Raw genomic sequence first — 26160 nt, 5'->3', positions numbered from 1 at the left:
TTGAATGTATCGTATCGAACAAATTTTATTTTGCGTATGGGGATTCCATTGTTTTTGTTTATTAGTTATTTCTTCATTTCACATTCTAAATTAACATTAATCATTGCTGTTTTAGCAACAATTCAAGTGATTGCATTTGGTTTAGATATTCATAGAAAAGGTAATTGGAATAAAATCAATCTTCAGCATGACCAACGTACACGGTATAATACCTTATTTGCAGGAAATCTCAACTATTGGTTTACCATTCTCGTTTTATCTATTGGCACGTTATTAATTCAAAACTCCATAATCTCGATCACATATCCGAAGTTGATTGGGTACCTGATCTTAATTAGTTTAATTTTAAGATGGATGATACCAGATTACTTAAATAATCAAGCAGAATCCGAGGATTAAAAATGAAAAAAGTCTATTTAAAAGAATTTGAGATTTACAAGAAGAGTTATCAAAAAAGTTTTTGGTGGACATTTATTTTTTCAATTATTATTTTGATCGTGTGTTTCACATTGTCTTTTTTTATGGCTGATTTCTTCATAAAACAAACAGAAGCAATTGCTGAAAGTATGGCTAACGATATAGCTGAAATACGCGGTAAAGAAAGAAGTGAACTATCGGATATACAAACCTTCCTAGTGATTTTTTGGAACAATATCAAAGTAGGTGCAATTACAGTCTTATTAGGAATAATCCCTTTATATCGATTGCCATCCTTTTTTATGGTTTTACAATTTATTGTGATTGGTGTGGTATTTGGTGGATTATCTGCTATGGGACACAGTGTGTTAAACGCATTTGTTTTTAGTTTTTTACCCCATGCCATCATTGAACTTACTGCATTTGTTTACAGCGTAGCAATAGGCAGCTTTATTAATCGAAATATCTTAACGAAAATATTCTTTCGTAAAAAGAAAGATTCTGAACCAATAGGGAAACTATTAAAGCAATCTTTAAGAAGTTACATATTCGTTGTCATTCCATTATTGTTCATAGCAGCTTTTATAGAAGCGTTTATTACTTCTCGATTATCAGAAACTTTTTTATGATAAATAGTCAAATATATTTTAAATGGTAACTATCGAAAGCGTGGATCTAAGAAGAATTAACGCTTTATTTTTTTTACTTATTTTACTAACGGTACAGGTTAGTTTATTAAGCTTAGTGTATTCGTACTGTGACATAGTAAAATAACAGTAACTGATGTTTCTGTTTCTTTTTTTTTGAAATTTGTAAAATTATAAATAGGGATAGTCTAATCACTATCCCTAACATTACATATGATTTCGATTAACGAGTTCTTCCGCCTAATTGTTGTTCAGCCATTTGCACTAAACGTTTTGTAATTTCTCCACCAACAGATCCGTTTGCACGAGATGTTGTATCAGCGCCAAGTGTAACACCGAATTCACTAGCGATTTCGTATTTCATTTGTTCTAGAGCTTGCTCTGCACCATTAACTACTAATTGATTACTGTTGTTATTTCTAGCCATGTTGTCAGCTCCTATGAATGTAATGTGTTGCTAGTCATAGGTTTTGATATTGTTAAGAGTTATATACATAGAATTTAAAGTAAATTAAGGTAGCGATTAAGTGAAAGTAAAACTCACCTGTAGCTCTAGAAGGGAAGGGCACAGGAAAACATTGAAGCCACCGGGTCACAAGGTAAGGGTTTCAGAAGCTTCGAAAAGCAAATAATCTGAGGCAACTGTAAATCCTGCCGGTAAATATCCGTAAGGGAAACGTGTTCTCCTCTAGCCTATGCTTACCGAATCCCGTCAGAGGCTTTCTCCTGCTATTGCACAGTTTGTGTCAACTCTACAATAAATCTTAAGAAACTAACGGGTTCTTTACTTCAATAAGGAAGGTTGCTGAGGCAGCCTTTTTGTATGAAAACACAACAGTAAAAAAGCCATGCTAAAATAAACCCCCATATTCTCATTCTTTTTTTGATGGGCGTAAATGTACTATTTCGTTATTTTAACTGGCTATGCAGTTTGTTGTTCAGATGGAGCGATTGTATAGCCTTTCTTTTTTAGGTATTCGATCATTTTTAATTCTTTGTTATTTTGTTTTTCTTCAAGGTAATTTGAGTCTAGTTCATGATAAGGTTCTCCTGTTTTTAAGATGTTGTAAGCAATCGTTAATAGTAAATGGGCAGAAGCTATTCGTCCTTTCATTTTTCCTTGCCGTTTGGTAATCCTTTTTCGATGTGAAGCTATTCGATTATTTTGCCTTGATGTCGCTAATACACATTCTACGGCCATCGTTTTTAAAGCTTTATTTCCTTGTGTGGTTTTACTCGTTTTTTTTTACCAGCACTTTCGTAATTTCCAGGACTCACACCAGCCCAAGAGGCAAGATGTTTAGCTGACTTAAATACGGACATATCTACACCCATCTCCGCAATAAAAGTAGCAGCGGCAGCTTTGTTCACACCAGGTATACCATCCAATAATTCTACTTCCTTACGATAAGGGGACAGGAGTTGATCGATTTGTTTTTCCAATTCTTCTATGGTTTGTTCTAAATAACCCCTATGCTCCCAATGGTAACGCAACATATCACGATGATGACGGCGAATACGGCCATTAATTGCATTGGCAATGTCAGTTATACTTGCTTTTGTTCGCCAATCCACCATTTTTCGAAGACCATCGGTCTCTATTTTTTCACCGTTTAGAATCGCTTCAAGGATACGGCGTCCCGATACACCGAAAATATCTGATAGAACGGATGTTAGCTTGATATTAGCATCTTGAAGAATTTTGTGAATGCGATTCTGCTCTGAGGTGCGATGATGAATCAATTTTTTTCGATAACGAGTAAGATCTCGTAAATCACGAATGTCCTCCGGTGGAACAAAATTGCTTTCAATAAGTCCGCATCTTAGAAGCTTGGCAAGCCATTCGGCATCTTTTACATCAGTTTTACGCCCTGGAACATTTTTGACATGTCCGGCATTGGCCAGCACAAGGTGAAAAGAACCTTCAAGTATATTCCATATTGGTTTCCAGTAAACTCCGGTACTCTCCATCACAACATCGGATACCTGAAGGGTAGAGAGCCAATCACTTAAAGCCAAGAGTCCCGTTGTAGTAGTCGAAAACGTTTCAATAGAGGTTTTTGGCTTTTTATCTAATGGACCAAATAATACACAGGCTACTACTGTTTCTTGGTGTACATCTAGGCCAGCACACCGTTCAATCATTGCTTCCATAGGAGAATCACCTCAAAAAAAGATTAACCATACATATGACAGTAGATTTGTAACAAAAATTTTTGTATACGTACTAGCAGTACACTAAATGGTTCTTCCATACTGTCACAACCAGTTTCTTATACAGGGTATCTTTCTTAAGATCCACCAAAAAAGGTTCAGCCTGGTTGTATTGTTATCATCCATTATCGTCAAGGGGTTAATGGGTTAGACTCTATTTTTGAGATTAGATTTTCGTAGTAGATGGTGGCGGCGAGGAGCGCCGCCATAGGAGTTTCTTATGGCACTAACGGGGCAGTTTAGTTTAATAAGACTTTTAGAATCAAACTATCAGTTGAAACCTTTTTAGGGAAAATCTAGTATATAGATTTAGGAAAATGTTTTTTGAATAGGAGGAACAGGTTATGTTAGGGGATATTATATATCAAGTTATTGTTTTCGGAGGTATAGCGTTAGTTTTAGGTGTTTTAGGTTATTTATTTTTTAAGAGGACCAAGAAAAGCTAATTAAATTTCTAATTCAAGTAACGGGTGCGTTAGTTCATTACCAAAAATGATCAATCTTTTTTATAAAAGAAGAATCCAATTAAATATTATAAGGGCATGTTTGATTAATCTCAAGACATACTCCTTCTATTTATTTATCAAGGTTTCTTGTATTAATTTGACCAAACTTTGTTTCAAAGCTACATCTACTTTCTCTTAAGGAGCTGAGACCTATGATTCTAGGTTCTTCCCAAGTTGTTAAAGGAATATCCGAAACTAGCGATTATGTAACTCCATTCACAGCCTTTGGCCCATGGATTGCCATTCTAATTATGGCTTTTATTGTAGGGTGTCTGTATTTAGGATTTAGAAGAAGATCTAAAAAATAAGTTGTGTTTGAAAAAGGGGAGGGTATAGATAGTGCCTTCCCCTTCTTTGTCTAATTGGATCAATAATAAAGATAGTGTTGACTTGCAATAACTAGAAATAAGACCACGCGAGGGCTACGCCTCCATCCTTATCAATCTTTTTTATAAAAGAATAATCCAATTAAATATAATAAGGGCAGGTTTTGGTTAATCTTTTTTCAAAACATGTCCTTTCTTTTTAATTTTACTGATGTTGTAAGAATTATTGGTAATTGAGGGATAATAACTTTTCTGATATTTCTGGACAGTATAGGTCTAATACTTAATATTTCTTATGCAACTATCGGGGCAGGATAGTTGAAGAGTGCTGTTTGACAAGACCTCTTCAGTTGAAGAGGTCTATAAATATAGTAATGGTTTGGGAAATTGGATGTAGTTTTCTTTACTTGTACTATGCGTCTTTTTATCCTTCTCAACTAGAGAAGTACATGTATTTGGGAAATTGAAGGGGATAAACTGTTTGTAATCGTCAGGAAAAATATTTGCATTTAGGAAATTTCTAAATGGATGATCAATGGGTTTTAAATCACTATTAAGTTGTGTTTTCAGGTGATTTACAATAACTGTTCCAATATATCTTCCTAATTTGAGTCCTTCATCAATATCTGCTGGAAAATGAACTCCTGCATACAAAGTACTAAGCGCATCGTTATCTGCTATTTTTTGAAGCTTTTTTGCTTCCTTCGGGAAGAAGTAGCTTAACACGACTTGTGCACATCCTGAAAGGGTCGCGTGACCGGACGGATAAGTTGGAAAACGAGGTGTGCATAACAATGTTCTCAGTTTTTGGTCATATTGATTTGGTCTTGCTACATTCCATCGATATTTTAAATCCCACACTATGATCATTGTGTCATTAATTGCACCTTGTACACTAGCTAATATTCTTGCTGCATCTGTTGGGCCAACTCCATACGTATCAATTAAGCGATCGATAACCGGTGTCCATTGTTTTGTAGGTGCTCCTGTTAAATAATATATGGCAATCTTTTTTTGATTAGGGGTAAGTTTCTCTAGAGTTTTTTGGACAATTCGTAACTCTCTTTCAAAGTCAATCCGATTGGGGTTTGTTATAGTCAACTGTATTTTTCTTCCATTAGGATCAAGAAAGTTTCCGTTCCTGTCTCGCTTTAAATAAACCAGAGACCATGAGCCTGCCAAAGGGGTGACTGGGTTAGTAGGTGGTGTCGACTCTCCCGCGTAAGGTACCTCTGACCAACGTAAAAAATCTTTTCTCAAAACTTTTCCACCTCCTATTATTAATAATTTATATTTATGAAAGAAAATACGATGTGTATAGGCTTTTTTCGATCATTAGAGTATTGCCACATTTGGCGATTGTCCATGGTAATTTTGTACGAAAGAAGGATGGCCACCAAGTTTCGACGAATATATCAATATACTTTTTGGAGGTGTTGGATATGGCGATTTGTTGTGGAGAGTGTCACGTTGAATTAAAGAATGATGATTATGTCACATTAGATGAATTTAGCACGCTGAGGCACACATATTGCGGTTATGATCTTATTGCCGAGCTGATCAAAGACATTGGGACTTATCGAAATATCAAAACAAAGTATTGGTTTTCCCGTGAGCGTACTAAATGAAAATCGGTGAAATCTTGGAGTTAATTAAAACTGATACACCAGCGAATATTGCCAAAAGGGCTGATGTTCATCTTTCAGAAAAACTACTAAGGAAAGCATTGAATAAAGCTGGTTATGAGTATAGAAATTCAGGCAAAAAAGGCTGGTATTTCGTTGGTGAAGGTGACGAGGAAACGGTACAAGAGCAGCTTATTTATGACTTTGCAACAGCAGGAAAAGCAAAGGCGAACGTTTCAACTAATGTGAATAAAGAACCTATTAACGATACCAACCAACGTTCTAACGTTGGCATAAAACGTGGTAAAGATCAGGTCAAACAAGCGAACGAACAATCAGCACCAACCATAGAACGAACCAACGTTATAAGAAAACGTTCTTCATTCGATATGGATGTTGAACTTATGAAGGAACTAAAAATACAAGCAATCATTCATGATAGGACGGTTTATGAACTAGTTGAAAGTGCCGTAAGGCACTATTTAGCTGAATTAAAGGGAAAATGACGGAAAGGAGTGCTTCTATAGCATTTTGGAGTCCTATCAGCAAACACAAAAAGCCCCCCAAAAAAACGGGGGCTTTTTGTGTTTTTTCTTATCTTGATACATATAGCAACAACTAGTATTTTTAAAATACGTTTTAAGCCTTGATACAACTGGCTTAAAGCTGTTTATTCTCAAGCTTCGATATAGTGGCCGCCGGGTCTGAAAAAAAGAACGACTGCTAAGCCGTCTATTTAACTCAATCCTTTTTCAATTCCTTCAAATACTGTCTTACCGCCGTTTCCACGATTTCATAAACATTTCTATCATGGACGATTGCTTGTATCTTTAGGTCCTTCATCAGTTCGATATCCAAATCAAAAGAAGAACGTTTTCGGATAACGCTAAGAAGGGGCGCCAATTGGCGGCCTTTTGAGTGTATGATTCTTACACTAATCATACATTCAAATTAGAGAAAAAATACCCTTCTTCAACTATCGGGGCAGTTTAGTTCAACAAGAAATATAGAATGAATAAGATAAAAATGTGTCAATAAAAGGAGGAACGATAAATTAATAACATACCTCGATTCATATTAACGTCATAAGTAAGCCACCAATAGCTCCGGTTATTACTATAACCCAAGGCGGCAATTTCCAGTACACAAGCATACTGAATAAGATCGCAGCAAAAGCAAAGTCTATAGGAGCTAAGATGGAGCTGGTCCAAATGGGATTATAAAATGCTGCAATCAAGATGCCTACAACTGCTGCATTTACTCCCATTAATGCCCCTTTTACTTTAGAATTACGGCGTAATGTGTCCCAAAATGGCAATGTCCCTAAAATAAGAAGAAATGCAGGTAAGAAAATAGCAATTGTTGCTAATAAGCCACCTTGCCATCCATTTATCACGGCACCTATGTATGCTGCAAACGTAAATAATGGTCCTGGAACAGCTTGTGTTGCACCATATCCAGCAAGAAATGTCTCTTTGTCTAGCCATCCAGTAGGGACAAATTCACGTTCAAGCAAAGGCAAGACTACGTGTCCACCACCAAACACTAAAGAACCAGACCGATAAAAGCTATCAAACAGAGCAATCCAATTTGATGAAGTAACTTCCCGTAAAATTGGAAGTAGAAACAGTAATCCGAAAAATAATGCTAAACTAACAAATCCAACACCCCGCGAAATCGGAAAATGAATTTTAGATTCATAACTTTCGTCGTGTTGTTTATAAATTAGAAAACCAATCAATGCGGCCAGTATAATAATACCTACTTGCACATAGGCAGTCTGCCACATCAAGGTCCCAACCAAGGCTATTAATGCAATTGTTTTTCTCTTTATATCTGGAGTTAAATTTTTTGACATCCCCAAAATGGCGTGTGCAACTATGGCTACGGCTACTATTTTTAATCCGTGTATCCAGCCTGAATTTGAAACATCCATTCCTTGGAGAAATAATGCTAATATTACTAACGCTATCACCGAAGGCATTGTAAAACCAAGGAAAGCTAAAATTCCACCGATGAAACCTCCCCGCATAAATCCGACTCCAATTCCAACCTGACTGCTAGCTGGACCAGGCAAGAATTGACACAAAGCAACTAAATCAGCATAGCTTTTTTCATCCACCCATTTTCTTCGTCTAACATACTCATTATGAAAGTAACCTAAATGTGCTATTGGTCCACCAAACGATGTTAAACCAAGCCTTGTTGAAACAAATAGTATTTCAATTAGTGACTTAAAACTTCTATTCGTTTTGTTTTGATCCACTACATTATTCCTCCTATTCTTTAATTTCTTTGAAAAGTTCATAAACTTTCTTTCTAGCTTCCATAACCTATTCCAATATCGATTATCTATATTGAAGTATAATATTTAGAAATGTTTAATTTTAAATTCTAACAATGAATTTACACACTCTTAATATTTGATCATTTAAAAAATAATCCTTGTTGAACTAACGGGTGCGTTAGTTGCGGAACTCCAGTATATATTCACATATTCTTTTATTTCTTTTATACTTAAATGGAATCTTATAAGGTATTCCGAAAGTAGGATGAGTAAAATGAGTAACTATGAAAATAAAGCATTATTAAAAATTCTAGGACCTCTTGAGCTTGAAGTAATGAAAGTGACTTGGTCTAGAAAAGAAGTAACGGTTCAACATGTGCTAACAGAATTAAATAAGCAACATAACTATGCCTATACCACTATTATGACAATCATGAATCGATTAGATAAAAAAGGAATTCTCACACGTAGCAAGCTGGGAAAAGGATATATATATAAGCCTTATTACAGTCCAAATGAACTCCTTCAACAAAATTCTTCTGAACAAGTAGAACATCTCCTTCATCATTACGGAGACATTGCTATTACACAATTTGTAGATGCTGTTGGTCATAATCCCGATCAACTTAACAAGCTGAAAGAACTAATTCAAAAATTAGAGCAGGGTGGAAAATAATGTATCGATCATTTCAAACCTCAAATATATATGTTTTATGGTTGATAGGTGTAATTACCATAATTGTCGGATTTTGCTTTGTTATACATTATCACACGATGCAAGATTGTATGTATTGGCTGTTGGAATGTTGTAACATTCATCAGTATGATCAATTGCTTACAATTACCCTGATTACTTTAGGAATTCTCTTTGTATATTCGGCTATATACTTTATATTTCTGTCTAAAAAGACAAAAGAATTTATTACTAAATTAAATTTATATAGAACAGACTCTTATGAATCAAATGTAATTAGGGTCTTTCAGCAAAAATATTCTGTACAAGTTCAAATTGTGGATTTTACTCAACCTTTAGCTTTCACGTATGGATTCATTCGTCCTCAAATTCTAATTAGCACTGGCTTAATCAACTTATTGCAGCCATATGAATTAGAAGCTGTATTGGAACATGAATATTATCATTATCAAAACAGAGATCCGTTTAAATTATCAATATGGTTTAGTTTAGCACGTGTATTTTCATTTCTCCCCATCTCTCGAAAGTTGTATGAACGCTACATGATAGAAAAAGAAATAAAAGCAGATACTTTTGCGATTCATCAAGTAGGAATGAAAGCTGTTGCATCAGCATTATACAAACTAATGACAACTATCCCGTCTTCTTCATTTGCAACAGTACACTTTCAAAATCATTCTTTTCAAGATACAAACACCAGGATTGAAGTTCTTCTAACAGGAACATATAAACGTTCGTCCATTTCCCTGTTAGAGTGGATGAAATCCATCATTCATATTCTTTTTATTGCTTTCCTAATAGGATGTGTGTCATTTTTGTGAAAATTGTCCCACCTATCATTTTTAAATACTACAATTACGTAGTAGACAATTGACTGAAAAACGACCATATACTACAATCGTGTAGTAGATGGTCGTTTTTCCATCTATATCACAAGATGATGGAGGAGAAAGATAATGAAAAAAGCTATTTTAGGGGCATCAGTTATTGCATTAATGGCATTTGGGGGAAATGCTTTTGCTGCTAGTTCAACTGAAGTGAAATCTGTAAATACAGCAACTTCGGAGTCGAAGACGATAAGTATGGAAGATTGCATGAAGATGATGAAAGCAATGGGTATAAGTGAGAAAGATTGCATGAAAATGATGAAAGACTGTATGGCCATGGGAATGAGTGCTGAAGACTGCATGAAAATGATGAAAGATTGCATGGCTATGGGTATGAGCGCGAAAGATTGCATGAAAATGATGAAAGACTGTATGGCCATGGGAATGAGTGCTGAAGACTGCATGAAAATGATGAAAGATTGCATGGCTATGGGTATGAGTGAGAAAGATTGCATGAAGATGATGAAGAACTTGCAAAAATAAATGATGTAGGCTGACAGTAAAACAAATACTAGTTAAAACTACAGCAACAAATTTGAGGACAAGGGCTGGTTAATTGATAACCAGCTTTTGTTTATTTTTGTTTTTTACATCGCAAAGTTAATTTACTAATGAACACTTACACAAAAGTATTTAAAGATGAAAACAAAGTAAATCAATTCTTTGGAAAATAGAAAATCTATTTTATTCAAGAATTGGGCGCTCTAATGAAGTAACTAAAGCCTAATTTCTCGGTGTTAAAAGCGAGAAATTAGGCTTTTTTATATTTGGATTTCCTTACCGTTGTAAATCTGTTACTCCCTTAGCATATGTTTTCCGCGTTTTGTTGGTAGGACCCCATGCCCATCAAGGTAAGAAATCATAATACCCCCAGAACGAAAATTTTGTACATCTTACTCGTTTTTATCGTTTTGGGGTAACTCGTTATTGTTAGCTTGATGGCGATGTGGCTGTACCCCAATCGGAGATAATGTTGCTGGATGTTTTAGCAATCCAAGTCCAGCAACTACTCCTGCTATAATTGCAATTGGGCCAATTACTCCTACGATTTGTTTTACGATCATTATTCAATCCTCCATTATTTTATTTAGTATCTTTTTCCCATGAACCGTGACGCCGTAAGTCTGCGTCACCTTTAATCCTATTTTTCTTTAAATCTTTGACGAGCGCTTGAACGCCTCCATAGAACATTGGGTTATCATTAGTTTCCAAATCATACCCATATGTTTTTAGCTGATCTTTTGTTTGTTCATTCAATTCAGCTTCTGAATAAAACTTATGCGACTCGAAAATCACTCGTTTGCTTTCAATGGATTTCTTAATTGATTGGTTATTTTCAAAATAGTTCCCCATTACTTGCATTAGCACTTGTGGAATTCGATTTCCACCCGGTGTACCGATGGCCATTATCCATTCGTCACCTTCTCGAATAATAGTTGGCGCTGTGAACGTTCTCGGGCGCTTTCCTTCTTCGATTTTATTAATTCCTTCACCGAACGTACTAAGCGTATTATTTAAAAAGAAACCATCTACATATTTACCGCTTCCGAAAAAGTTACTGAGTGTGTTCGTTGTAGAGACAACCGTTCCATCACCATCTATGACAACGAAGTGGGTTGTACTTTCGTGCTCTTCCACGTCACTAACTTTCGTTTTGTTAGCTTGGGTTTCATTAATTTGTTTAATTAATAAATTTACGTAGTGATCATCCACCCAGTCATCAGATGCTTGTTTAATAAATGATGGGTCAGCCATCTTTTTCAAACGATCTTGATACGCCACTTTCGAAATTTCACTGAGATAATGATAGAAAAGGCTTGGGTGTTTCTCTTTTAAACTCCAAACATCTTCTTTGTCGGCCATTTTCAACATTTGAATTAATGTTGCACCTGAAAACGGAGGAGGTGCGCTGATGATTTCATGCCCTTTATAAGTCGTCATTAAAGGCTTTCGTTCCACAGGCTTATACTCACGTAGATCACGTACTGAAATTTCTGTTTCACCCTGTATTTCATCTGCAATTTCACCTTTATAAAAAGCATTTGGTCCTTCTTCTTTGATGGTTTGCAACGTGTCTGCTAACTCCGACTGCTTTAAAGTATCACCAGTATCAATCGCTTTTCCATTTGAATAAAAGCTTTTTAGTTCTTGCTCATCAATGTTGCCGCTATACGATATGAGATGATCATGCAAATCTTGATCCACCGTAAAACCTTTTTCTGCATATCCAATAGCAGAATCAATTAACTCATTCATCGGCAACGTCCCATATTTGTGATGAATATAATCCATACCAGCGACGAATCCTGGTACACCTACTTCTTCACCTTTATCATCATTAGGTGCTACCTCTCGGTAATCAATAAATGTCGGAAAGGCATCGGCACGATCGATTAACATTCCTCCGCCTCCGCCAATTCCTGAGGCATAAGGTTCAACAACTCCAAGCGTATACGAAATCGCAATAGCAGCATCAACAGCTGTTCCCCCGTTTTTTAATACATCCATTCCAACTTTCGTTGCAAGCGGATCTGATGTACTAACCGCATATTCTTGTTTCGGAAACATGAATTGATAAGCATATACACCGACTACGAGTGAAAAGATGAGAATGGATGCGATTATTACGTTTCGTTTTTTCATCATCTTTCACCTCCTTCATGTACAGACCTACTGAAGTTCGTTTGAATATACTTCTTATTATTAACAGGCGTATCATTTGTTTGTTTATTTTTACGTTCTTTTGCTCGTTCCACAACGTGTGAGTGATCTAACTTAATTTCAAATTTATCTTTCTTTTGTTCTAAACGTGCTTCGTTTGATGCATATTTCGTTAAATCATTATAAAAAGATAAGTCACCCAAATACTTCTCTTTTAATGAATCAATATATCCTTCAAAATTAAAAGATACATATCGAATAGGTGTTACTGGTGTGAAAAAAGCTGGCATATTAAACCCTCCTTTAAATTTTTAAAGATGCGAAATTATCCACATCGATTTAAAACGTTTTTAAACGGCTTTATTTTTGTTTTTAGAACATTTAAGACTCATACCCTTACCTTTGACCAAAAAGTCCCGCAAAATCGATTCTGTGAAGCCGTTTTTTAGTTATCTGGGTTATAAACCGATAAATGGTGACGGATCAATCCGAGATCCATTTTGAAAAATCTCAAAATGTAAATGTGGACCCGTTGACGAACCCGAGTTGCCACACTTCCCGACTACATCACCCATTTCCACAACCCAGACTTACACTTAAACCGGATAAATGGGCGTATGTCGTTTTAGAACCATTTCCATGATCCACCCACACATAAAGTCCGTATCCTTCTTTATGATTATTCGGGTTTTGCCAACCGGCATAAACCACCTTACCGTCTTTTGAAGCTGGGACCGATTGGCCAATACTACACGCAAAATCAATTCTATCTGCATTTCCTAGCCGATCCCCACCTGGATATGACCAACCAATCCAAGTTAAAACCATGAATTGCAAATGTCCGATTGCCCCGACCGGGGAAACCATAGTTTCTAATGTTGAAAACCTGGTTTCTACCCGGTGATGAGCCGCAAGCAGATTCCACGGAACCCCGTATTTTTCTTCAGCAGCTTTATAAACGGGAAGGTATTCAGCAGGGATTTCATTTTCTCCAATTTGCGAAATCTCCCCTCCAATGATCTTTGTTTCACCTTCTTCCGTCATCGTTCCAAAGATCATGAGAAACATGAACATAAACCCGAATAACAGAAGAAGCATAACCAGCAAAGGCGAAGAAGCTAACAAACTGCCCCCAATCAACCATTTCCACTACTTAGATCCTTGGTTAACTTCTTCCTTGCCAATTGATTCAACAGCAGCCTGTTCACTCATCGATCCTCACCCCGTCCACATTCCAAGTGTCGCCATTGGCTTTAAGTAAGACAGAATAGGGAGTGATAACCTTTTGCTTTTTCCCTTCAGTATCGGTTTGCTCGCTTGTTACTTCAATATTCCATATTTGCGTTTCTTCTTGAAAATCCCCTGGTGTAGCAGAAGTATTTTTCACTTCAATTTTTTGACCGTCTAACGTTCCCCTTTTAGGGGTTCCACCACATGCCCATCAAGCTAAGGGCAAATCATTTCCCCGAAAGCGAAAAAAACGCTATCCTTTCTGTAATATCATGGAAAGGCTGGTGTTTTTTTATGAGTCGCGAAATTTCAGACGAACTTACCCTCTTTTCACAGGAACTACAACGATCCTTGGCTCCACAAGCTCTCCAAGAGCTAGCTAAAAAGGTAGGTTTTGTTCAAAGGACGAGTAAGTACCAAGCTAAAGATTTAATAGCGTTGTGCGTGTGGTTAAGCCAAAAAGTAGCGAGTACTTCCCTAACACAGTTATGTAGTTGTTTAGAATCTTCAACGGGAGTCTTGATAAGTCCTGAAGGACTCAATCAACGATTTAATCCTTCGGCTGTCAAGTTCTTAGAACAGGTATTTACTTCCTTGCTTACTCAAAAGCTATATGCCTCTCAGGCTCTTCCTCATCGTTACGCTTCTCAGTTTCAGCGTATACGAAACTTGGATTCTACGACCTTTCAACTCCCAGACATGTTTGCCTCAGCCTATCAAGGATCTGGAGGCAGTAGTCATACAGCTGGCGTAAAGGTTCAATTAGAATATGATCTCCTCAGTGGTCAATTCCTGCACGTTCACTCAGGACCTGGTAAACAAAATGATAAAACCTACGGTTCTACGTGCTTACAAACGGTAGAAACGGGTGACTTATGTATACGTGATTTAGGTTATTTTGACTTGAAAGATCTCTATCAAATGGGTAAGAAAGGAGCCTATTATATCTCTCGCTTAAAATTAAACACTCGGATTTATCTGCGAAATTCTAATCCCGAATACTTCAAAAATGGAACGGTCAAAAAACAAACCGAGTATATTCAATTGGATATGGAAGAGATTATGCATCAATTAAAACCAGGACAAACCTATGAGATCTCTGACGTTTACATTGGCCAGTATCAAAAGTTGCCGACTAGAGTCATTATCCACCGGCTTACGGAAGAACAAACCCGAAAACGGTGGGAAAATCAAGCCCTAAAGGAGAAAAAGAAAGGGATTGTCATGAAAGAACGCAGTAAACGATTGAGTGCTATGAATGTATACATAACCAATGCTCTACCCGAAGATGTTGCAACGGAACATGTTCACGATCTTTATTCCTTACGTTGGCAAATCGAATTACTCTTTAAAACTTGGAAATCCTTCTTTGAAATAGATGATTGTAAAGAGATCAAAAAAGAGCGATTAGAATGTCATCTCTATGGTCAACTGATTGGCATTCTTCTCTGTTCCTCTACCATGTTTCAAATGCGACAACTACTCCTCATCCAGAAAAAACGAGAACTTAGTGAATATAAAGCTATTTATATCATCAAAGACTATTTTTTACTGCTGTTTCAAGCGATACAAAAAAGCACCCAAGAGCTATCAAAGATTCTACTTCGCCTGTTTGTCCTCCTACAGAAAAACGGGCGAAAATCCCACCGTTATGAGAAAAAGACAGTCTTTGATATATTGGGTGTTGTCTATCAGTATACCATGTGTCACAAGAGTGCAGCATAGCGAAAAAAAATGACCTATCAGAGGCTTATTTGGCATGTCTTTCTTTAATTGCATGAACGATTATCTTGTAGAAATAGATCTACTTTAAGTACTCTTTGGTGTTAGCTTGATGGGCATGTGGTAGGACCCCATAATATGTAAGATTAAATGGGGAAGTGAATTGTTTGGAAGTTTTATTTAGTTTTGTTGTGGGTGTTCTTTTTCTAACCGTTGGCATTATTGCGTTTTTCCCTCCTCCTAAATTACCTTGGATAATGAGATTTTTAATTATATTTATTGGTGTGGGTTTTATTTTGTACTCATTATTAAGATTGTTCGGGCTACTTTCTTCTTAAGCTAACAGGTGCGTTAGCTTAAGATCAGAGCTGTCTTTAAGGCAGCTCTTTCTTTATGCAACTATCGGGGCAGAATAGTTGAACAATAATTAATACGATAACCTAATCTTTTAGAAGGTGAAATAATGGAACAAGTAATAAAAGAAATTCTGTCTAGAGGAATACTCTTTAACTGATGCGAATCTATTGTAAGGTAAGCAATAATAAATTCAATCTAGGATTAAATTGGAGGGAATAGAAAATGGATGTAAAGACACTTTTGTTACAACAATGGGCAAGTTGCTTAGATGAAGAAGACTGGTTTCCACCACTTGAAAAAGTGCTAGAGGACATCACTTTTGAACAGGCAATTTGGAAACCAGCTGATGGGGCAATGAATTCCATTTGGGAATTAGTTTGTCATTTACTTTTCTTTGAAAAGAGATATCTGATGCGATTTCTTGGTGAAACAGCGAATGAACCACAGGCAGAAAATAATGACTCTACATTTCGATTACCTACTGAGACGTTAGAAAATTGGAAGGAAACAAAACAAGAATACTTTTATGTTCATCGTGAACTTGGAAAAATACTAGCAAAATCTGAACATGAAGATTTGTATAGACAGATTCCAGGAGATAATTCATTAGTGCTTGAACTGAAGAGTTTAGCAATGCACGACGCATATCATATTGGGCAAATTGTATTCCTTAGTAAAATGCAAGGTGCTTGGGCAGCGAAACGCAGCTTTTAAAAAAGCTTCATTAGCTTTACAGTTATTCCATTATAGGGGGGCTTTAATGGAATAAGAACGGGAACGTCCAAATCGGACGTTCCCATATTTTATATCTGAAAAACAACAATACTATTTAACAAAGCCTAAGATAAAAAAAAGTTTGTGAAGATTTCCACTTAAACTAACGGGTGCGTTAGTTGATTAAGGAACACAAAAATGATCAATCTTTTTTATAAAAGAATAATCCAATTAAATAGTATAAGGGCATGTTTTGATTAATCTTTTTTCAAAACATGTCCTTTCTATTTATTCATTTTCAAGGTTTCTTGTATTAATTTAATCAAACTTTGGATCTGAGCTACAGTAGGAAATGGCTTTTTTTTGCCGGGTTTTGCTTCGTGTAAAATTCCGAAATGTTGGCGGTACCCCTTCTATACGTCTTTTTCGAAGACAAAAAAACGACAAAACAAATGAAAAATAACAATAATACGTGCAAAATAGAACTTGAAATAAGTGTAAATTATCACCTAAATTTACAAAAAGGCAGCTTCACCTATTGGTGAAATCTGCCTAGAATGATATTGATTCATACATAAATTTGGGAAGGCATTAGAATCTCTAATTTGACAGCTCTTTTTAGATTATATGTTTCTGTCTAAAGATTTTTTTATCAAAACCTGATTTAGTATGTTCAATTTTTTGTCATGCATTTAGGAGTATAAGCATAACTAAGCCTAACCTACTCTAGATTTGCATGTCTTCCAAACATAGTTTGGCCGGCTAATTCCTTTTGCTCCATCACGCTTAATATGATAGAGTCGAATAATAACAAGAGACTTTGCTCGAATAAAGACCCCATAGGCTGTATAGTTTTGTAGTCACTATCTGCACCTGCCTTAGGCTTGGCAGGTATTTTAATAGCTAAATCGCTTATTTTTCCAATAGTTGAATCAGGGGAAATCGTGACAACTGCAACAGATGCTTCTAAACCTTTAGCCTTCTCCGCCATTGACACTAAACTTTTTGTCTCTCCTGAACCAGAAGCGATAATTAAAATATCATCTTTTTCTAAACCAGGGGTTACCGTTTCTCCTACTACAAAGGCATCTAACCCCATGTGCATCATGCGCATAACAAAAGATTTGGCCATAAACCCAGAACGACCTGCACCAGCCACAAAGATTTTCTTGGATTTAAGTATGTGATCCACCAATTTTTCAGCTTCATCTTCAGATATTAATTCGATTGTCCGATTTAATTCGTTTTCAATTTCAGCTAAGTATTGAGTAGTCTTCATAATTCACATACCTTTCTTAAGCATAAGTCGCTTGTTTAATTAATTCTTGCATTTTTGCAGCTACTGCTTTTTTATTATCTTGTCCAGTAATACCACCGCCTACAATGACAAGATCAGGCTGTGCTTCAATGACTTCTGGCAATGTATCTAATTTAATTCCGCCTGCTATAGCAGTTTTCGCATTCTTAACAACGCGTTTGATTATTTGAAGCTGTTCAAATGAGTTTTCTCCTTTAGCCTGAAGATCGTACCCTGTATGCACACAAATATAATCAACGCCCAGTGCATCAATTTCGTACGCACGTTTTTCGATATCTTTTACATTGATCATATCAACAAGAATTTGCGTTCCTTGTTTTTTAGCTTCTTCCACTGCACCCTTGATTGTTGCATCATCCGTCGCACCAAGAACTGTGATGATAGAAGCACCAGCTTCAGATGCCTTCATAACTTCATATCCGCCAGCATCCATAATTTTCAGGTCTGCCAATACGGTTAAATTAGGAAATGCTGCACTAACTTCTTTTACTGCTCTAAGACCTTCATTAATGACAACAGGAGTTCCAATTTCTACTACATCGACAAATTGCTCTACTTCTCGAACTACTTCTATTGCCTGTGGGATGTTTACAAGATCTAATGCTAATTGAAGTTTCATAAATACTTCACTCCTTAAATAATTTTTTGTTTGATACTACATTTATTGTATTCTCTAATTATTTAAATGAGAAGTACCCACTTTTATATCATATAGTGTTCAAAAGTATACTGTGTGTAAGGTAAAGAAAGGAAGATAAGTGAAATATACCAAGAGTTGCTTTTTGGAAAATTTGTTGAAGAATTGTGTTTGAAGCCCTATTATGTAGAAGTTGTTAAAGGGTAATGTGATTAAAAAAGAAAATCGTGGTACTTCTTCTTGCAGGTAATTAAATAGACCGTAAAGTGAGTAGTAAGCAACTAATCTAATACAATAGAGTTCGTATACCGTCCGCCGATATGGGTTAACAGGCTAAAAAAACACATGGAGGAACCTTTATAAAGGTTTCTCCATGTGGTTTTTAGTGTCCAATTTATTTAATTAAAGTTTTTTTCTTAATCTGTCCATAACGAAGATAGCGCTTTCAGAAAAGGAGCCATAAAGGATTATTTTCTAATCCTTCATGAGGGAAGCTTTTTTCTCCTAGAGGGATTCTTCTTTTCTATCTACTTGGTTATTCAAGACTGTCTCCATATACTCACTGCCCCAGTCATACATGGATTCAAGAATTGGCATCAAACTTTCTCCTCTTTTGGTCAGAGAATATTCAACTTTTGGTGGAACAACAGGATAGACTTCACGGTGAACAATTAGGTCATCTTCCAGCTCTCGCAATTGACTAGCGAGCATTCTCTGCGTAATTTCAGGAATCATAGATTTTAGTTCCCCAAATCGCTTGGTTCCTTCTTTGCCCAGATGCCACATAATAAGCATTTTCCATTTACCGCCAATAATAGAAAGTGTCAATTCTTTTTCACAGTAAAACGTCTTGTCACGCAGATGTCCCATTTATTTTCCCCCCAGGTCATAAAATAATAGTGTACTTTATAATACTATATAATAAAAAAGTGCGTACTTACAATTAAAAAATATAGATATTATACTTTTATATACATAGAGGATCATCACCGCAAGAACTATTCTTGGTACATCCATTAGAATCTTACTACACTATAATTTTACAATCAAGGAAGAATACAGGGGGGATTAAATGACTTTTCTACGTAATAAATTTTTAGACAGGAATGCGTTTAAGTATCCTAAACGTCGGAAATACCATGCTGTGACCCATATTTAAAGCAACAGGGGCTTTAGATAATAAGGTGAATTTTTATACTAAATAAATATAACGAAGTTACCAATATGTAAAAGGAAAGAAGCACAAATTAGAAGTACTCTATTCTAAAAAGGAGGCCATCACGATGAAAGTTGGATTAATCGGTTTAGGAAAAATGGGATTAAACTTAGGGCAAAACCTAATTGAAGAAAGCCACGACGTTGTGGCCTATGATTTAGATTCCGGTGCTGTAGAAGAAATGGAAAGATACGGAGCTAAGGGAACAACTAATATAGTAGAACTCATTAAATCATTAGAGCAACCCCGACTTATTTGGCTTATGGTTCCTCCAGATTCAGTTGATGTAGTAATTAGTGAAGTGACACCGTTTTTAAATATTGGCGATATTTTAATTCAATCTGGAAATTCCTACTATAATGATACCATTCGCCGGTACAACAGGCTAAAGAGATATGGTGTGAGCTTTATGGATATCGTGACCTCTGAAGGAAAGGAAGGTGCTCGAAAAGAGGCTTGTTTCAAGATTGGAGGAGACCTTGAAGCTTGGCGCATAGTAGAGCCCATTTTCAGAGATATATCTGTAGAAAATGTATATGCAGGAAAAGCAGGGAGTGGTCACTTCTTGAAAATGAACAACAATGGGATTGATTACGAAATGGATGACATTAGGGAAGGATTGGAATTATTAGAAAAAAGGGAATTTGAGTACGACTCTGAGAATGTAGCAAGAGTATGGAAAAAGCGGTTCGGTTATTCGTCCAGGGCCTATGGATTTAACGGAAAAGAGCGTTTTCTAAAGATGAAAAATTAGAAGAAAATAAATAGAGTAGATATGGAAGTCTTCTTGAGAAGGAAAATACGGCCGAGACTGCTTTTGATTTACAAACTGCCACTCCCGTCATCGCATGTCGTTGATGCGCTATCGTTCATTAGAAATTTACAGGGAAAGAGGTAGCCCACTATGCAACGAATTTGGATGGGCATGCTGTAAGGAAAAGTGGGAAGTGAGAAGTCACTGCGTTTAAGAAAATCCAATTAGAGGTTCCTAATGAAAGAACATATTATGTTCATTTCCGTCAGTTCTAAAATGCAAATGAAAGATGAAAAATTATTCAATCAAAAGGAGGAAAATAGAATGGAAAGAAACAATACAGTTATTTTAAATGAAGTGATAGTAGGTTTATATAGCAATAAAGAATTAGATATAATGTTAAATAAATTATCAAATTACTACCAAGTTGATATAGCTGATTTTACTGTAAATAAAGTGAATTCAAATAGCTACAAAGAAATGATTACTTGATTGATAGTAGACTTATGGTCCATTACAGGAATACTTAAATTGGTGAACTGAGAGTCATATTAAACAACTAAAAGAAGGGGCTTTACCTACCCAAACATATTTATCTCATTCAATATGCATCTGTCGTACAGGGAATGGAAAATAACCCATTACCTGTATGATGCTGTTTCATCCCTCCCTATTAAAAATCTCCAAGATTTAAATAGGGATATTGATAAAAAAGGCAATCAAATTAAGGAGATGGAAAGTGATTACCTTACTATTAATACAGGGAAGAGGAGATGGTAACATAGTGTAGATACTAATATTGTAAGGTAAAGGGGAAGAATCCAAAATGAGTAAGGAAAAGAAAATCAATCTAAAGAGGCCAAATAAGTGGTGGGTATGGGTTCTAGCAATTATCGTCATAGCTAATATGGCAAGTGGTTGGGACAAAGAGGAAGTTGCGAAAGAAGAGAAGACTAATGAAACCACCGCTGAACCTAAGGAGGAAATGAAAGAAGAGAAGGAGGAGGAAGTTCCTAAGCAATCTCTATTGCTGCAAGGATTCTCGCAAATCTCACAATACCTTAATTTTCTCTTTTTCCATACATCTATTGTGTTAAAAATATAGACTTCATGTCCTTTCCCATCTTGCGCTTTTCTTAGCAACCGTTCAAAAGTAGATCGGCTTACGCCTAGATATAGAAACTTATTGGAATTCAGAAAAACAGTTATAATTTTGAATAACAAAACTTCTAACTTTATGGACTGTCAGAAAGATCTATACTGTCTATGTTTAAATTTCTGAAAATAAAGTTTTTTCAGATAATTATTGAAATTTTCATTTAAACCCGTTAACATACAATTATAATGGAAATTTATATAAGCGGATGATAATTGTGGGAGAGACCGAAGAAATCGATTCGGCACCGAAGGAGCAATTCCCAAAAAAACCTTGGGATAGAAACTCTCAGGTAAAAAGACTACAATTGGACGCACCTCTGGAGAGAGCTGAAAAGCCACCAAAGGGGAATCCTTTTGATGAAACGAATATTACAAGACAGATTGTTTTGTATTATGTTTCATATCGAAGGTAATCTCTCAGGTAAAAAGGACAGAGGAAAGGTGGGATATTTATCCTGCCTTTCCTCTGTCTTTTTTGTGAGGAAAGGTAGCTTGGAAGAAACTCGAGGAGGATATTTGAATATGAGTCTACAAAACTATGATTCAGAGATTTATAATGCCATGGAAAATGAAAGGGAAAGACAACATAATACGTTAGAATTAATCGCATCAGAAAACTTCGTAAGTAAAGAAGTGATGGAAGCTATGGGGTCTGTCCTCACTAATAAGTATGCAGAAGGATATCCAGGGAAGCGTTACTATGGAGGCTGTGAATATGTAGATGTGGTGGAACAAACAGCGATTGAACGCCTTACCAAGCTGTTTGGTGCTAAGTATGCAAATGTACAACCACACTCCGGTGCACAAGCAAATTTAGCTGTTTTTTATGCCCTGCTTCAGCCTGGCGATAAAGTGATGGGGATGAACCTTTCGCATGGAGGACACTTAACTCATGGTAGTCCTGTCAGCATCTCGGGGAAATGGTTTGATATTGTGTCTTATGGGGTGAGAGAAGATACTCACTTGATAGACTATGATGATCTTGAAGCAATCGCGAAAAAAGAAAAACCAAAATTGATTATTGCGGGGACAAGTGCCTTCCCAAGAACAATTGATTTTGCACGTTTTAAAGAAATCGCCGATCAAGTTGGAGCAAAACTGATGGTGGATATGGCCCATATTGCGGGGCTCGTGGCAGCAGGTTTTCATCCATCGCCCATCCCATATGCGGATGTGGTGACAAGCACAACGCACAAAACTTTACGCGGTCCACGTGGCGGGATCATTTTAACAAATGATGAAGACATGATAAAGAAAATAAATAAAGCTATATTCCCAGGGATTCAAGGAGGGCCACTCATGCATATTATTGCGGCAAAGGCGGTTTCCTTTAAAGAAGCATTGCAACCGAGCTTTAAAATCTATGCCAAACAAATCATTGAAAACTCAGCAACACTTGGCGAAACATTAAAAAAAGCAGGCGCAATTCTTGTTTCAGGTGGAACGGACAACCATATCGTCCTATTAGACGTTCGCCAATGGAATTTAACCGGAAAAGAAGCAGAACGATTACTAGAAGAGGCGGGTATAACAGTTAACAAAAATACGATTCCCTATGATACTGAAAGCCCATTTGTCACAAGTGGCATTCGAATGGGAACAGCGGCTTTAACGACACGCGGTATGAAGCAGGAAGAAATGGTTAAAATCGGAGAAGTGATTGCGGCTGTTTTAAAGAGCAATGGAGATACAGTTGTTCTAGAAAAAGCAAAAGAAACAACAAAAGAGATTTGTAAAGGATATCCATTGTTTCAACAGCCTATAACGGTCTAAGAAGGGAGAAACAACATGGAATTCCAAAGTTGTTTTGACATTATCGGCCCTATCATGGTAGGGCCATCTAGTTCTCATACTGCTGGTGTTGTATCAATGGGGAAGTTCATTCATGAACTATTAGGTGGTTGTCCGGAAGAGGCGAACATTATTTTCTACGATTCATTTGCTGAAACGCACCAAGGTCACGGAACAGATAAAGCCCTACTTGGCGGATTACTTGGCATGGATACGGATGATTCCAGGATTAAAAATGCCATGGAGCTGACTAAAGAACATGAACTAGATTACGAATTTCAATTTGAAGGCAGCTGCCCTTATTTTAAACATCCGAATACAACAGTCGTTACGGCAAAACGTGGGGAATGGCTGGTAAAGGTAGGTGGGGCATCCCTTGGAGGCGGTTTATCTAAAATCTTTATGATTGGTGATGAAATGGTTGATATTCGTTTAAGCACTAGCGATGACTTTTCGGTACTTGCTACACATTACCATTCATATGTGTTGAAAAAAACGTCGTTAGAGGGTGCATGATGGAAATTCGGTCAATGAACGAGCTAATTGAATTTTGTACACATAAACAGAAAACGATTGGTGAAATCATGTTGATGATGGAAATAGAAAAATCGGGGAGAGATCAAAAGACGATCATCAGCATGATGGAAGAACGGTTATTTAAAATGCAGGAAGCTGTTGAGAACGGTAAAAAAGACACCTCTACTGCACCAAGTGGCATTTCTGGTGGTGATGCCGTTAAGATGTACGATTACGTGAATCAAGGTAACTCTCTTACAGGAAGTTATATTAGCGATGCCATGACTTTCTCACTGGCGACATCTGAAAGTAATGCGAGAATGGGAGTCATTGTTGCAACTCCGACAGCCGGAGCAGCCGGTATATTACCCGGAGTATTGTTTTCGCTTCACAAAAATGACGGAACTTCCTACAGAGACTTAGTCATGGGACTGTTCACTGCAAGTGCCCTTGGGTATGTCATTGCCAACCGGTCCTTTATATCTGGAGCAGCAGGAGGATGCCAAGCAGAGGTCGGTTCTGCAACGGCGATGGCGGCAGGGACCATTGTAGAATTAAAAGGTGGCACACCTAAACAAGCGGTTAATGCAACAGCCATTGCTTTAAAATCACTGTTGGGCCTCGTTTGTGATCCAGTTGCTGGGCTTGTTGAAGTGCCTTGCATTAAGCGAAATGTGATTGGAACATCCATTGCTTTTTCAGCTGCTGATTTATCTCTTGCAGGTGTTGAAAGTCGTATTCCATGTGATGAAGTCATTGAAGCCATGTACAAGATTGGAAAGGAAATGCCTCGAACACTTAGAGAAACAGCACTTGGTGGTCTTGCAATGACCGAAACAGGTAAAAGGGTAAAAGAACAGTTATTTAGCAAGAGATCTTAATTGGAGGTGTAGCAATGAGCACAGCAACCGGATTGAAGAGAACACCGCTTTTTGAAACATATAAAAATTACGGAGCAAAAGTCATTGATTTTGGTGGTTGGGAACTGCCAGTCCAGTTTTCAAACATTTTAGAAGAACATGATGCTGTCCGAAAGGAAGCAGGACTTTTTGATGTCTCTCATATGGGGGAAGTGCTTGTTGAAGGGAAAGATGCAGAAAGCTATATTAATTACCTTGTCACAAACGATGTAACAAAGCTTAGCATTAATCAAGCACAGTATACCGCGATGTGTTATCCATCTGGCGGGACAGTGGATGATTTATTGGTCTACAAACTGAAAAATGATAAATTTCTTCTCGTGATTAATGCAGCAAACATTGAGAAAGATTACGACTGGATGAAGCAACATGTTAAAGGAGAAGTGACACTTCGTAATATTTCAAATGACATCGCGCTGATCGCCATTCAAGGTCCAAAGGCGGAAGGCATTTTACAAAAGCTAACGGAAATCAATTTATCGGGAATTGGAGTTTTCCACTTTACTCAACATGTTAATCTGGATGGCATTACGGACGTGCTTGTATCCCGTACGGGTTACACAGGGGAAGACGGATTTGAGCTTTAATTTAGCAGCGGACAAGGCGCCAGCACTTTGGGAAAAGCTACTGGAAACTGGAAAAGAAAACGGCTTAAAGCCGTGCGGACTCGGTGCACGTGACACTCTTCGCCTTGAAGCACGTCTTTCTCTATACGGACAAGAGCTCACAAAGGAAATCAGCCCTCTTGAAGCTGGAATCGGTTTTGTCGTAAAAACGAACAAAGAAAGTAATTTTATCGGCAAAGCCATACTTACAAAACAAAAAGAAGAAGGGGTAAAACGAATATTAGTTGGAATTGAAATGACAGGAAGGGGCATTCCTCGTCACGGTTATAAAGTGTTTTCAGGAGGGTCAGAGGAAATTGGTTTTATTACATCCGGAACCCATTCACCGTCTTTAAAGAAAAGCATAGGTCTTGCGCTTGTATCAGCAGAAAATGCTGACCTAGGAACACAACTTAAAGTGGAAATTCGTAGGAAGATGGTTGATGCTATTGTGGTAAAAGCACCGTTCTATAAAAAAGGATAATCTCTTAACCTTGCACGAAAGAGTAAGCACCCTACAGTAAATATTAATAAATTTTATGAGTGAAAGGAAGAAAAAACAATGACAAAAGTGATAGCTAACCTACTATACAGCAAGGAACATGAGTGGGTACTACAATTAGACGAAAACCGAGTGCGTATTGGAATTTCTGATTTTGCCCAAAAACAATTAGGTGATATCGTTTTTGTTGAAAATCCGGGAGTGGGTGATGAAGTAACGGCTAATGAATCAATAGGATCGATCGAGTCGGTTAAAACAGCTTCTGAAATCTATACCCCTGTATCAGGTAAGGTAGTTCGTGTAAACGAGGAGTTAGATGATGCGCCTGAAATGATCAATGACCAGCCATATGATGCAGGGTGGTTGGTAGAAGTGGAACTATTTAATTCAGAAGAGTTACAAGTACTTCTAAATGAAGATCAATACGAAACTTTTGTGAATGAAGGGGAGGAATAA

32 protein-coding genes, 2 pseudogenes and 2 riboswitches are annotated in these 26160 nt (G+C 36.9%); of the genes and pseudogenes, 19 read left to right on the top strand and 15 right to left on the bottom strand.

Going from position 1 to position 26160, the window contains the following annotated elements:
- A complete protein-coding gene (locus tag QFZ73_RS27420) occupies nt 1–399 on the top strand; it encodes a hypothetical protein (protein WP_307273662.1) in 399 nt (132 codons plus the stop codon).
- 2 nt (nt 400–401) lie between these two features.
- A complete protein-coding gene (locus tag QFZ73_RS27415) occupies nt 402–1046 on the top strand; it encodes a stage II sporulation protein M (RefSeq protein WP_307273659.1) in 645 nt (214 codons plus the stop codon).
- Nucleotides 1047–1287: 241 nt separating this feature from the next.
- Here the strand turns inward: QFZ73_RS27415 and QFZ73_RS27410 are convergent, their stop codons facing one another.
- The 3 genes from QFZ73_RS27410 to QFZ73_RS27400 form a co-directional block, all read right to left on the bottom strand.
- Nucleotides 1288–1491, bottom strand: coding sequence for an alpha/beta-type small acid-soluble spore protein (locus tag QFZ73_RS27410; RefSeq protein WP_034304517.1), 204 nt, complete (start codon nt 1489–1491; stop codon nt 1288–1290).
- Nucleotides 1492–1986: 495 nt separating this feature from the next.
- Entirely contained in the window at nt 1987–2178 is a 192-nt protein-coding gene (locus QFZ73_RS27405; RefSeq protein ID WP_307273652.1) for a hypothetical protein, read from the bottom strand.
- 92 nt (nt 2179–2270) lie between these two features.
- Nucleotides 2271–3218 (bottom strand): IS110 family RNA-guided transposase, encoded by a 948-nt coding sequence (locus QFZ73_RS27400; protein WP_307273649.1) that lies wholly within the window; start codon nt 3216–3218, stop codon nt 2271–2273.
- Nucleotides 3219–3622: 404 nt separating this feature from the next.
- Here QFZ73_RS27400 and QFZ73_RS29095 point away from each other — a divergent pair, with 404 nt between their 5' ends.
- Together QFZ73_RS29095 and QFZ73_RS27395 are read left to right on the top strand one after the other, a co-directional pair.
- A complete protein-coding gene (locus QFZ73_RS29095; RefSeq protein WP_370694108.1) occupies nt 3623–3724 on the top strand; it encodes an LPXTG cell wall anchor domain-containing protein in 102 nt (33 codons plus the stop codon).
- A 212-nt stretch (nt 3725–3936) separates the two neighbouring features.
- Nucleotides 3937–4092, top strand: coding sequence for a hypothetical protein (locus QFZ73_RS27395; protein ID WP_241637562.1), 156 nt, complete (start codon nt 3937–3939; stop codon nt 4090–4092).
- A gap of 378 nt (nt 4093–4470) precedes the next feature.
- On the opposite strand, the gene QFZ73_RS27390 is transcribed toward QFZ73_RS27395, so the two are convergent.
- Nucleotides 4471–5370: a vanadium-dependent haloperoxidase gene (locus tag QFZ73_RS27390; protein ID WP_307273644.1), complete on the bottom strand. Its 900-nt coding sequence runs from the start codon at nt 5368–5370 to the stop codon at nt 4471–4473.
- Nucleotides 5371–5552: 182 nt separating this feature from the next.
- On the opposite strand from QFZ73_RS27390, the gene QFZ73_RS27385 reads away from it, so the two are divergent.
- Complete coding sequence (locus QFZ73_RS27385) at nt 5553–5738, top strand: hypothetical protein (protein ID WP_251438053.1); 186 nt, start codon at nt 5553–5555, stop codon at nt 5736–5738.
- On the top strand, nt 5735–6241 hold the full coding sequence (locus QFZ73_RS27380) for a hypothetical protein (RefSeq protein WP_307273640.1): 507 nt from the start codon (nt 5735–5737) through the stop codon (nt 6239–6241). Before QFZ73_RS27385 ends, QFZ73_RS27380 begins: the two co-directional genes overlap by 4 nt.
- 235 nt (nt 6242–6476) lie before the next feature.
- Here QFZ73_RS27380 and QFZ73_RS27375 read toward each other — a convergent pair whose 3' ends face one another.
- Both QFZ73_RS27375 and QFZ73_RS27370 read right to left on the bottom strand, forming a co-directional pair.
- Nucleotides 6477–6638: a hypothetical protein gene (locus QFZ73_RS27375; RefSeq protein ID WP_307273637.1), complete on the bottom strand. Its 162-nt coding sequence runs from the start codon at nt 6636–6638 to the stop codon at nt 6477–6479.
- 169 nt (nt 6639–6807) lie between these two features.
- Entirely contained in the window at nt 6808–8043 is a 1236-nt protein-coding gene (locus tag QFZ73_RS27370; protein ID WP_373459042.1) for a chromate transporter, read from the bottom strand.
- A 253-nt stretch (nt 8044–8296) separates the two neighbouring features.
- Here QFZ73_RS27370 and QFZ73_RS27365 point away from each other — a divergent pair, with 253 nt between their 5' ends.
- From QFZ73_RS27365 to QFZ73_RS27355, 3 genes are all read left to right on the top strand, one after another.
- Entirely contained in the window at nt 8297–8698 is a 402-nt protein-coding gene (locus tag QFZ73_RS27365; RefSeq protein ID WP_307273632.1) for a BlaI/MecI/CopY family transcriptional regulator, read from the top strand.
- Nucleotides 8698–9537: a M56 family metallopeptidase gene (locus QFZ73_RS27360; protein ID WP_307273630.1), complete on the top strand. Its 840-nt coding sequence runs from the start codon at nt 8698–8700 to the stop codon at nt 9535–9537. The genes QFZ73_RS27365 and QFZ73_RS27360 overlap by 1 nt, the downstream gene beginning before the upstream one ends.
- Nucleotides 9538–9672: 135 nt before the next feature.
- Complete coding sequence (locus QFZ73_RS27355; RefSeq protein ID WP_251438032.1) at nt 9673–10086, top strand: hypothetical protein; 414 nt, start codon at nt 9673–9675, stop codon at nt 10084–10086.
- A 410-nt stretch (nt 10087–10496) separates the two neighbouring features.
- On the opposite strand, the gene QFZ73_RS27350 is transcribed toward QFZ73_RS27355, so the two are convergent.
- The 6 genes from QFZ73_RS27350 to QFZ73_RS27325 form a co-directional block, all read right to left on the bottom strand.
- Nucleotides 10497–10667 (bottom strand): CapE family protein, encoded by a 171-nt coding sequence (locus QFZ73_RS27350; protein WP_155727559.1) that lies wholly within the window; start codon nt 10665–10667, stop codon nt 10497–10499.
- A 19-nt stretch (nt 10668–10686) separates the two neighbouring features.
- Nucleotides 10687–12246, bottom strand: a complete 1560-nt coding sequence (locus QFZ73_RS27345; RefSeq protein ID WP_307273621.1) for a gamma-glutamyltransferase family protein — start codon at nt 12244–12246, stop codon at nt 10687–10689.
- The gene (locus tag QFZ73_RS27340; RefSeq protein WP_125161340.1) at nt 12246–12554 is read right to left on the bottom strand and encodes a hypothetical protein; all 309 of its coding nucleotides are present in this window, start codon (nt 12552–12554) and stop codon (nt 12246–12248) included. The genes QFZ73_RS27345 and QFZ73_RS27340 overlap by 1 nt, the downstream gene beginning before the upstream one ends.
- Before the next feature lie 168 nt (nt 12555–12722).
- Nucleotides 12723–12839: a M23 family metallopeptidase gene (locus QFZ73_RS27335; protein ID WP_081109057.1), complete on the bottom strand. Its 117-nt coding sequence runs from the start codon at nt 12837–12839 to the stop codon at nt 12723–12725.
- A complete protein-coding gene (locus QFZ73_RS27330) occupies nt 12832–13389 on the bottom strand; it encodes a M23 family metallopeptidase (RefSeq protein WP_251437125.1) in 558 nt (185 codons plus the stop codon). Before QFZ73_RS27330 ends, QFZ73_RS27335 begins: the two co-directional genes overlap by 8 nt.
- A gap of 79 nt (nt 13390–13468) precedes the next feature.
- Entirely contained in the window at nt 13469–13651 is a 183-nt protein-coding gene (locus QFZ73_RS27325) for a hypothetical protein (protein WP_061466433.1), read from the bottom strand.
- Nucleotides 13652–13788: 137 nt separating this feature from the next.
- Here QFZ73_RS27325 and QFZ73_RS27320 point away from each other — a divergent pair, with 137 nt between their 5' ends.
- Both QFZ73_RS27320 and QFZ73_RS27315 read left to right on the top strand, forming a co-directional pair.
- Nucleotides 13789–15219: an IS4 family transposase gene (locus tag QFZ73_RS27320; protein ID WP_307274254.1), complete on the top strand. Its 1431-nt coding sequence runs from the start codon at nt 13789–13791 to the stop codon at nt 15217–15219.
- A 576-nt stretch (nt 15220–15795) separates the two neighbouring features.
- Complete coding sequence (locus tag QFZ73_RS27315; protein WP_098372726.1) at nt 15796–16287, top strand: DinB family protein; 492 nt, start codon at nt 15796–15798, stop codon at nt 16285–16287.
- 721 nt (nt 16288–17008) lie between these two features.
- On the opposite strand, the gene hxlB is transcribed toward QFZ73_RS27315, so the two are convergent.
- The 3 genes from hxlB to hxlR form a co-directional block, all read right to left on the bottom strand.
- Entirely contained in the window at nt 17009–17566 is a 558-nt protein-coding gene (hxlB, locus tag QFZ73_RS27310) for a 6-phospho-3-hexuloisomerase (RefSeq protein ID WP_048883468.1), read from the bottom strand.
- Nucleotides 17567–17582: 16 nt separating this feature from the next.
- Complete coding sequence (hxlA, locus tag QFZ73_RS27305; RefSeq protein ID WP_307273612.1) at nt 17583–18224, bottom strand: 3-hexulose-6-phosphate synthase; 642 nt, start codon at nt 18222–18224, stop codon at nt 17583–17585.
- Nucleotides 18225–18746: 522 nt separating this feature from the next.
- The gene (gene hxlR, locus QFZ73_RS27300; protein ID WP_307273610.1) at nt 18747–19112 is read right to left on the bottom strand and encodes a transcriptional activator HxlR; all 366 of its coding nucleotides are present in this window, start codon (nt 19110–19112) and stop codon (nt 18747–18749) included.
- Between the two features lie 413 nt (nt 19113–19525).
- On the opposite strand from hxlR, the pseudogene gnd reads away from it, so the two are divergent.
- The 8 genes and pseudogenes from gnd to gcvH all read left to right on the top strand — a co-directional run bounded on the left by gnd (nt 19526) and on the right by gcvH (nt 26160).
- A pseudogene (gene gnd / locus QFZ73_RS27295) lies at nt 19526–20409 on the top strand (phosphogluconate dehydrogenase (NAD(+)-dependent, decarboxylating)).
- Nucleotides 20410–20449: 40 nt separating this feature from the next.
- Nucleotides 20450–20704, top strand: a complete 255-nt coding sequence (locus QFZ73_RS27290) for a hypothetical protein (protein WP_251433054.1) — start codon at nt 20450–20452, stop codon at nt 20702–20704.
- Nucleotides 20705–21038: 334 nt separating this feature from the next.
- Nucleotides 21039–21317, top strand: a complete 279-nt coding sequence (locus tag QFZ73_RS27285) for a hypothetical protein (protein WP_307273607.1) — start codon at nt 21039–21041, stop codon at nt 21315–21317.
- 259 nt (nt 21318–21576) lie between these two features.
- Nucleotides 21577–21682: riboswitch (glycine riboswitch) on the top strand.
- A gap of 2 nt (nt 21683–21684) precedes the next feature.
- Nucleotides 21685–21807, top strand: a riboswitch (glycine riboswitch).
- A gap of 85 nt (nt 21808–21892) precedes the next feature.
- Nucleotides 21893–23143, top strand: coding sequence for a serine hydroxymethyltransferase (gene glyA / locus QFZ73_RS27280; protein WP_307273603.1), 1251 nt, complete (start codon nt 21893–21895; stop codon nt 23141–23143).
- A gap of 15 nt (nt 23144–23158) precedes the next feature.
- Nucleotides 23159–23677, top strand: a complete 519-nt coding sequence (locus QFZ73_RS27275) for a serine dehydratase beta chain (RefSeq protein ID WP_251433047.1) — start codon at nt 23159–23161, stop codon at nt 23675–23677.
- The gene (gene sdaAA, locus QFZ73_RS27270) at nt 23677–24558 is read left to right on the top strand and encodes an L-serine ammonia-lyase, iron-sulfur-dependent, subunit alpha (protein ID WP_307273598.1); all 882 of its coding nucleotides are present in this window, start codon (nt 23677–23679) and stop codon (nt 24556–24558) included. The genes QFZ73_RS27275 and sdaAA overlap by 1 nt, the downstream gene beginning before the upstream one ends.
- A 14-nt stretch (nt 24559–24572) precedes the next feature.
- Nucleotides 24573–25686 (top strand): annotated as a pseudogene (gene gcvT / locus QFZ73_RS27265) (glycine cleavage system aminomethyltransferase GcvT).
- A gap of 78 nt (nt 25687–25764) precedes the next feature.
- Nucleotides 25765–26160 (top strand): glycine cleavage system protein GcvH, encoded by a 396-nt coding sequence (gene gcvH / locus QFZ73_RS27260; protein ID WP_202186447.1) that lies wholly within the window; start codon nt 25765–25767, stop codon nt 26158–26160.

It is taken from the genome of Peribacillus sp. V2I11 (assembly GCF_030817135.1).
Lineage (GTDB): Bacteria > Bacillota > Bacilli > Bacillales > DSM-1321 > Peribacillus > Peribacillus simplex.
Note: the sequence above shows the minus strand (reverse complement) of the source record. Positions and strands in the feature narration are given on the sequence as shown.